Source organism: Acidovorax sp. GW823-FHT02H02, from assembly GCF_058797075.1.
This window is the reverse complement of record NZ_JBXAJH010000048.1, coordinates 1-1,101: the sequence shown is the minus strand read 5'-3', so window position 1 is coordinate 1,101 and position 1,101 is coordinate 1. Positions and strand designations below refer to the sequence as shown.

The window sequence follows — 1,101 nt, the reverse complement described above, 5'->3', positions numbered from 1 at the left end:
CGAACTGGCGCTCGAGAGCGGCAAGCCCAGCGGCGAGCATGTGCTCAACGTGCTCGCGCGTCTGAAGGCTGGCAGCCAGGCAGAGGTGGCAGCGGCCAGAACGCCGCTGACCCTGACGGTGGCGCCGCAGGCCAACGTGCAGCGCTACGACCGGCTTCGCTCGGTAGGCGACGATGACCCACAGGGGGTGCGCGCATGAGCCAGGAGATCATCGGCGCCCTCAAGGCCCTGAAGCTGCATGGCATGGCCGCCAATTACCCCGAGGTGGCAGCGCAGGCACGGCACACCGACTTCAGCCCTGAAGCCTTCCTCAGTCAGCTGCTGCGGGCCGAGCAGGCTGAGCGTTCGGTGCGCTCCATGGCGTACCAGATGGGCGCAGCCCGCTTCCCGGCCCACCGTGACCTGGCCGGCTTCGAGTTCAGCCAGGCCAGTGTGGACGAGGCTCTGGTGCGCACGCTGCACGGCGGCGCGTTCATCGAGGCCGCGCACAACGTGGTGCTCATCGGTGGTCCGGGCACCGGCAAGACACACCTGGCCACGGCCATCGGGATCGAGGCGATCCAGCGGCACGGCAAGCGGGTGCGCTTCTTCTCGACCGTGGAGCTGGTCAACGCGCTGGAGTTGGAGAAGAGCCAGGGCAAGGCCGGACAGCTGGCCCACCGGCTGGTCTACATGGACCTTGTCATCCTCGATGAACTGGGCTACCTGCCGTTCAGCCAGGCCGGTGGAGCGCTGCTGTTCCATCTGCTCTCCAAGCTCTACGAGCGAACCAGCGTGCTGATCACCACCAACCTCAGCTTCGGGGAATGGAGTCAGGTATTTGGCGACGCCAAGATGACCACCGCACTGCTCGACCGGCTGACCCACCACTGCCACATCGTGGAGACCGGCAATGAGAGCTGGCGGTTCAAGCATTCCAGCGCAGCACCCAAGACCGTTCAGAAAAGGCGGCCCAGGACGGCCCTGCCGGAAGTCATTGAGAAAGGAGAAACGAACGCACCAACAGTAGACTTATCCACAGACGCGTAGCCCGGCTACACCCCAACAGGTGGGGTCAATATTGGATGAAAAACCGGGGTCAGGATTACGCGGAAATCAACA

Annotated in this window: 1 protein-coding gene and 1 pseudogene; both read left to right on the top strand. The window is 64.5% G+C overall.

The window, feature by feature from the left end:
• Positions 1-199 (top strand): annotated as a pseudogene (locus AC1RDS_RS20975) (IS21 family transposase); the annotation flags it as partial.
• Positions 196-1,029 carry an IS21-like element helper ATPase IstB gene (gene istB / locus AC1RDS_RS20970; RefSeq protein WP_492227363.1) on the top strand — a complete coding sequence of 278 codons (834 nt, stop codon included), beginning with the start codon at positions 196-198 and terminating at the stop codon, positions 1,027-1,029. The pseudogene AC1RDS_RS20975 and the gene istB, both read left to right, overlap by 4 nt.
• The last annotated feature ends 72 nt before the right edge of the window (positions 1,030-1,101 follow it).

What these genes read in the sequence shown, in the direction of transcription:
- istB (WP_492227363.1), top strand. Translation starts at nt 196, where the DNA reads ATGAGCCAGGAGATCATCGGCGCCCTCAAGGCCCTGAAGCTGCATGGC.